The sequence below is a fragment of the Streptomyces sp. NPDC031274 genome (genome assembly GCF_055570235.1).
Map to the genome: position 1 here is coordinate 1 of NZ_JBVIHP010000350.1, position 1,188 is coordinate 1,188.

Consider the following 1,188-nt stretch of genomic DNA (forward strand, 5'->3'; position numbering starts at 1 on the left):
CGAGGAGCTCGGCATGGAAGCCGTGTGGAAGATCGAGGTCGAGGACTTCCCGGCCTTCGTCGTGGTCGACGACAAGGGCAACGACTTCTTCCAGGCGCCTGCCGAGTCCCCGACCATCCTCAGCATTCCGGTACGGGGACCCGGCCAGGCGTAGGACGCCGGCCGGTTACACGAAGCGCTGGCTCGCCGACCCGTTGCACTTCTGGAGCTTCAACGGCTCCTCCGGGGACGCGAGTCCCAGGCAGAGCCCGGTGTCGGCGGCCGGGCGCAGGGTCCCGGACTCCCGGACGAACTTCTGGTTGGCGCCGCCGTGGCAGTTCCACAGCGTGACGGCGGTGCCTTCCTTGGCGGTGCCGGGGACGTCGAGGCAGCGGTCCCGGGTCAGGCCGGTGTGCAGGCTCTGCTGACCGCCGACGCCGCCGTCGTCCCATGCGCCCTGATGAAGCTTCGGGCTGCCCGTGCTCGCCGGGTCCGCGCCGAGGACACCTTGGTCCTTGGGTCCTGCGCGAGCGCGGCGGTCCCACGCGCGAGGAGCTGCTGGCGGTCCTCCGGGAGGTTGTCGCGGATACGCGCCGCCTGCTCGGAGAAGATCACGTTGAACGTGGCGCGGGTCTGCCAATTCTGCCTGGCCTCGGGCGCTGCTCCAAGGGCCGCAGGTCAGCTCCGCGGAGAGGTGCCCGTGCCTGCCGGCCCGCCGCATCGCCGCGGACGTGACGTACAACGTCGCCTGCTCGGGAGCGCAGACCGTGCACCGTCGGTGCCGGGTTCGTACGTCCCGACGCCCCCCGAGATCTCGCTGTCGCCGAGCGAGATGAGCCCTGTCTCGCGGTCGGCGAGCGGGCACTCCGCCGCGTCGCCGTAGAGCTTGATGGCCTCGGCCGCCCGGATGCCCTCAAGGCCCGGCGAGAGTGTACCGATGAGTGGGCAAGCTCCCTGCTCAGTACACGACGAGATCAACGGTCACCAGGGCCGACCTGCATTTTCGGCTGGGGGTCCGGGGGTTACCCCCGGAATGTGCAGCACTGGTGAGTAAGAGCCTTGGGAATACCTAGAACAAGACAAGTGCTCAACTTTTCAGCGGGGTCTGACGGAGAGGTAGGTTCGAGGCATGACCAGCGACGCCAGCGCGAGCGACAGCGGTGAGTACCGGATCGAGCACGACTCCAGGGGCGAGGTGCGGGTCCCCGC

1 protein-coding gene and 2 pseudogenes are annotated in these 1,188 nt (G+C 69.1%); 1 reads left to right on the forward strand and 2 read right to left on the reverse strand.

All coding sequences use genetic code 11. The features are described from left to right. Positions 1 to 154, forward strand: a 154-nt coding sequence (locus ACZ5CR_RS46280) for a fumarate hydratase C-terminal domain-containing protein (protein WP_468870021.1), incomplete at its 5' end; no start/stop codon positions are given. A 12-nt stretch (positions 155 to 166) separates the two neighbouring features. Here the strand turns inward: ACZ5CR_RS46280 and ACZ5CR_RS46285 are convergent. Further along, positions 167 to 475, reverse strand: a pseudogene (locus tag ACZ5CR_RS46285) (ricin-type beta-trefoil lectin domain protein); the annotation flags it as partial. Positions 476 to 750: 275 nt separating this feature from the next. Then, positions 751 to 957: pseudogene (locus tag ACZ5CR_RS46290) on the reverse strand (ricin-type beta-trefoil lectin domain protein); the annotation flags it as partial. Between the last annotated feature and the right edge of the window lie 231 nt (positions 958 to 1,188).